The organism is uncultured Nevskia sp. (assembly GCF_903885465.1).
In the GTDB taxonomy this organism is placed as follows: domain Bacteria; phylum Pseudomonadota; class Gammaproteobacteria; order Nevskiales; family Nevskiaceae; genus Nevskia.
Genome location: NZ_CAISIQ010000300.1, coordinates 1 through 4,840 on the forward strand (window position 1 = coordinate 1; position 4,840 = coordinate 4,840).

5 protein-coding genes are annotated in these 4,840 nt (G+C 67.2%); 2 read left to right on the forward strand and 3 right to left on the reverse strand.

What is annotated here, in order from left to right; genetic code table 11:
- Together QZY06_RS11590 and QZY06_RS11595 are read left to right on the forward strand one after the other, a co-directional pair.
- On the forward strand, positions 1-354 hold a 354-nt coding region (locus QZY06_RS11590), incomplete at its 5' end, for a DUF480 domain-containing protein (protein WP_295684371.1).
- 164 nt (positions 355-518) lie between these two features.
- Positions 519-1,781, forward strand: coding sequence for an OmpA family protein (locus tag QZY06_RS11595; RefSeq protein ID WP_295684374.1), 1,263 nt, complete (start codon positions 519-521; stop codon positions 1,779-1,781).
- Here the strand turns inward: QZY06_RS11595 and QZY06_RS11600 are convergent.
- The 3 genes from QZY06_RS11600 to QZY06_RS11610 all read right to left on the reverse strand — a co-directional run.
- The gene (locus QZY06_RS11600) at positions 1,778-3,346 is read right to left on the reverse strand and encodes an NCS2 family permease (protein ID WP_295684378.1); all 1,569 of its coding nucleotides are present in this window, start codon (positions 3,344-3,346) and stop codon (positions 1,778-1,780) included. The two genes, QZY06_RS11595 and QZY06_RS11600, sit on opposite strands and share 4 nt — an antisense overlap.
- Entirely contained in the window at positions 3,346-3,795 is a 450-nt protein-coding gene (locus QZY06_RS11605; protein ID WP_295684380.1) for a DUF3574 domain-containing protein, read from the reverse strand. Before QZY06_RS11605 ends, QZY06_RS11600 begins: the two co-directional genes overlap by 1 nt.
- Positions 3,796-3,887: 92 nt before the next feature.
- A partial coding sequence (locus QZY06_RS11610; protein WP_295684382.1) for an NAD(P)-dependent oxidoreductase occupies positions 3,888-4,840 on the reverse strand: 953 nt, incomplete at its 5' end.

A 4,840-nucleotide genomic window follows, 5' to 3' on the forward strand; every position in this document is an offset into this window, starting at 1 on the left:
GCGACCTTGATGCTGCGGGGCCCGCAGACCCCGGCCGAGCTGCGCGCCAATGCCGCCGTGCTCAATGGCCCGCCGGATGCCGAGGGCATTCAGGCCGCGCTCAACGATCTCGCCGAGCGTGCCAGCCCGTTCGTGATGCAGCTGGGCAAGCTGCCGGGACAGGCTGCGGCGCGCTGGATCCATCTGCTCAGCGGTGCGCCGACAGCCGCCGAGATCAGCGAAGCGGTATCCCGGCCGATGCGTGCCGCAGCGCCAGAGCCGGCCTCGTCGCGCAGCGATCTGGAAGCGCGGCTCGCGCAGCTCGAAGCGCGCATCGACGAGCTCGAGCAACGGCTCACCGCAGCCGGCGGCTGAGGCCGGGCGGGGCGATCCGCTAGCGCTTGCCCCGGGGTATTCGCGACCACAGGGCGGCAGGCGGCTATGTTCGCCAGCAAACGGAGGCTGATGTTTCGATCGACTACGGTCATTTGTCGGCCCGCGTATCCGGGGCATCGGCATCACCAACCGGAGCGATACCCATGGCGCCAAATCTCATCAAGGCTGCGAAACGAACGCTGCTGACCTTCGTGGCCCTGTCTTTTCCGGGCGCCGCGCTTGCCGGCCAGGGTTGGTACCTGGGCATCGAAGGCGGTGCCAACTTCCTCAAGGATCAGAAGTTCAGGCTCTACAGCTTCGATCCACCGCTCGGCATCGGTGCCGTCGACGACGGCACGCAGATCAGCAAGGTGGGCTTCGACACCAATTACATCGGCGGTGTGCTCACCGGCTACGCGTTCACCAGCGGCCTGCGGCTGGAGCTGGAAATGGCGCGCCGGCACAACGAGTTCGACAAGATCGATCTGATCGACGGCAGCCCTTCGCAGCGGGTCGAGGGCAAGGAAAACGCCGACATCGCGATGGGCAATCTGTGGCTGGATTTCTTCCCGTCCGGCTGGGTTCATCCGTACATCGGCGGCGGCATCGGCGCGGCGCGCATCGACATTCGCCATCCCGGCGTCGACAGCGTTGGCCTGTTCGCCGCCGGCTCCAACCTGCAGGGCGACTTCGACGTGGTGCTCGCCTATCAGGGCGGCGCCGGCATCCGCTTCGATCTCACCAAGCATCTGACGGCTTCGCTGGACTACCGCTACCTGCGCGGCGAACGCGGCAAGTTCAACCTGCTGGAAAACAACCCGGACAGCCACGTCGAAACCCGCTACCAATCGCAGGCTGCGCTGCTGTCGATCCGCTATCACTTCGGCGAAGAACACGAGCCGGCCGTGGCGCCGGTGGAACCGGTGCAGATCGTCGAAGTTATCGAGCCGCCGGCACCGCCGCCGCCTCTCGCGCCACCGCCGCCACCGCCTTGCGAAGCGCCGCTGGTGGGTCAGGCGATGGATCTTGAGGGCTGCAAGATCGGTGACGTGATCGTGCTTCGTGGCGTCAAGTTCACGTTCGACAAATCGGTGCTGACGCTCAACGCCAAGGCCCTGCTCGATGGCGTGGCGGAAGCGCTGACCCGGCGTCCCGATATCAAGGTCGCGATCCTCGGCCATACCGACAGCAAGGGTTCCGACAGCTACAACCAGCGGCTGTCGGATCAGCGTGCCCAATCGGCCCGTCAGTACCTGATCGAACGCGGCATCGCCGCCGGCCGGATGACCGCGATGGGCCTGGGTGAAACCCAGCCGATCGCCGATAACGCCACCGACGAAGGCCGAGAAGAGAATCGCCGTGTCGAGCTGAAAGTGACCGAGCGCGGCCCCGAGGGCGGTGATTCAGTGGGTGTGATCACGCCCTAATGGCCTGAGCTGGCGGTGTCATCCGGCACCGTCAGCCAGCGCGCCGCGAGCAACACGCCGGCTGCTGCCAGATAGGCATAGACGAAGGTCCAGGCGGGCGTAAGGGCGAGCGCGGTATCGACCCCGGTGTAGCGGTAGGAATGCATCAGGCCGGTGGCCGACAAGGCTGCCGCCGCGAGCATCCAGATCGCCGAGACCACGAACTTGCGCTCGATGATCGCGACCGTCGCTGCGGACAGGATCATCGCGCTGAACACCACGCCCTGTTCGAGCGCGAATGCGCCTTCGGCCCAGACGTCCGCGGCATGGAAGGCTGGCAGCAGCGCTTCGGTGATGCCGGGGCCGCCTTCGCTGCCGGCACCGGCGGCGCGCAGTCCGGCCTTGATCATCAGCGAGCCCCACATCGCCAACCCCGGCAGCAGACCGACGACCACGGCCGGGAAATGCGCGCGCGGCGTGGCATCGAACGCCTGCACGCTCATGACGATGCCGATCCACAGCAGGATCGCGATGCCGGCGTCGATCGGCACCGCCCAGGCGACATGGGCGATGGTGCCGCTGAAGCAGAGCAGTGCGATGAACACGCCGGACAAGGTCGAGTAACCGGCCCGCGCGCCCATCGCCTTCCAGCCAGGATGGCCGATGTACAGCGTGGTCGGGAAGCAGGAGCCGAACACCGAGGCAACCAGGGTGGCGATGCCGTTGACGGCCAGCGACGAGCGAGTGTCGTAGCGATCACCGGCAGCTTCTGCGGACTCCAGGTTCTGCATCGAACCGACCACCGAGATCAGGCCCATCGGCACGATTACCGCGGCGTAGGCCAGGAACTGGTCGAAGCGCAGGCTTTCCAGCAGCGCGCCGATCACCGGCACCGGCAGCGACAATCTCGGCGGCGGCGGCAAGGGGCCGGTCGGCGCCAGGCCCAGGGTCCAGCCCAGGGCAATGCCGAGCAGCACCACGACCACGCCGACCGGCAGGCCGCCCTTCAGCTTCACGCGGCCGAAGTAGCCGATCAGCACCACGACCAGGGTGACGATGCCGATCAGCGGATGGGCGTAGGCGCGCATCAAAAAGCCGAGCGCGATGAACGCCAGCGCCAGCCCGGCCAAGGTCGACAACAGTGCGGCGCGCGGCGTGTGCCGGCGCACCCAGCCGGCGACGAAGGCACCCGCGAACTCGATCACGCCGGTACCGAAGCAGGCCAGCAGCCCGGCCTGCCAGGCGGCACGCGCCGGATCGGCACTGCCGGCGGCTGTCGCGGCGAGCTTGGCCGGCAGCATCACCAGGAACACGAACGAGAACACGGTGATGGTGTTCAGGCCGAACGGCAGCGCGCAGACGTCGTCACGGCCTTCACGCGCCGCAAGCCTCCGCGCCTGCCAGGCATAGAACAGCGTGCCGGCCAGCAGCGACACCGCCGCACCCGGCAGCACGGTGCCCAGCACCAGCGCTTCGGGAAAGCCGAGCACGAAGCGGCACAGCGCGGAAATCAACAGCAGCAGCACCAGATTGTCGAGGGCCAGGCCGATGAAGCCGTCGAGATCACCACGGACGAAGCGCTTCATCAGAACGACACCTCGGCCGGCGTGATCGTCAGCAATACCGACTCATCGCCGCTGCGCTGCTTCCAGGCCGCGCGCAGTGCATCGAGGTCCCGCCGGTGCTGCGGGCCCTGGAACAGGATCACCAGCAGCTTGGAGTTCAGGCGTTCGATGGTCTTGGTGTCGCGGCGCTGCCACTGGCCGTAGGCATCGAGTACCGAAAAGCCGTCCGGGAAGCGTTTCGTCACTTCCTCATCGAGGAAGCGCTGCCAGCGTTCGCGATCGGCGTCGGCGGTGCTGCCGTCGCTGCGGCCAAGGCCGAAGTACAGCTCGGCGCGCTGCCAGCGTGCGGCTTTGGCGGGTCGCGCGGCGTCGCCCTGCATCGTCGCCTTGGCGGGCGTTTCGGCGGCGTGGCTGGTCGGCAGCAGCAGCGAGGTGGCCAGCAGGAAGGCGGCCAGCAGGGTGCGGGACATGGGGTTCGGTTTCCGGGATGACAGGAACGGGGACGGGATGGTGCGCAGAACGCATGCGCCGTGCCACGGCGCGGCGTATTCGAATCGGGGCGTCATTGCACAGGAAACGGACCGTCGCCGTCCCAGTGTTGATCGTGATAGCTCTTGCGGCCAACGGTGATCGCCAGCGCGCTGCGGAAATCGTCGCTGGTCCGCAGTCGTTCGATGATGTAGGCGAAATCCCAGCGCGGATGCCAGCCCAGTTCCTCGCGCGCCAGCCGGTTGTCGTAGACGCGATCGAGGCTCACGGGCAGCCGCCAGCCGCGTCTCGCGTATTCGTCGACATAGCCCGGCACATAGCGTTCGACGACGGCCGCCGCATCACGGCGCAACTCGGCGGCATCGGCCGGCGAGAACGGCGTCGTCGCGCTGATGATGTAACGGCCGAAGCCGAGCGCGGCGGCGCGCTCGAGCGCCAGCAGATGGGCTTCGACGAGATCCTCGATCTCGACCCGGCGATGGAGGAATTCATTGGCCTTGGTATTGGCGTCGACGAAGGCCAGCCGCGTGTCGGCCGAATCATCGTCTTCCGGAAAGAAGCGCGAGGTGCGCAGGATCAGGCAGGGCATGCCGCTGCGGCGATGAATCAGCTCGCACAGATCTTCCGCCGCGATCTTGGTGACGCCGTAGATGTTCTTCGGCACCGGCCGTACCCGCTCGGTGATCCAGGCGGCCGGCGCGCCCGCCGGCGGCGTCAGCGCCGCGCCGAAGGCACTCGTCGTGCTGGTGAACACGAAGGCGCTGACACGTGCCTGTACCGCCGCTTCGAGCAGGTTCAGCGTGCCGCTGATGTTGGTATCGACGAACTGCTGGCGCGTGTGGGTTTCGACATGCGGCTTGTGCAGGGTCGCCGTGTGCAGCACCGCATCGACGCCGGCCATGCAGCGCTGCACGAACACGGCATCGGCGATCGAGCCGACCACATCGGTATGTGAAGAAGGCTTCCGATCGAGTCCGACGGCGTCGACGTTGCGGGCACGCAGACAGCGCATCAGCGCTTCGCCGA

What these genes read in the sequence shown, in the direction of transcription:
- QZY06_RS11605 (WP_295684380.1), bottom strand. Translation starts at nt 3,795, where the DNA reads ATGTCCCGCACCCTGCTGGCCGCCTTCCTGCTGGCCACCTCGCTGCTG.
- QZY06_RS11595 (WP_295684374.1), top strand. Translation starts at nt 519, where the DNA reads ATGGCGCCAAATCTCATCAAGGCTGCGAAACGAACGCTGCTGACCTTC.
- QZY06_RS11600 (WP_295684378.1), bottom strand. Translation starts at nt 3,346, where the DNA reads ATGAAGCGCTTCGTCCGTGGTGATCTCGACGGCTTCATCGGCCTGGCC.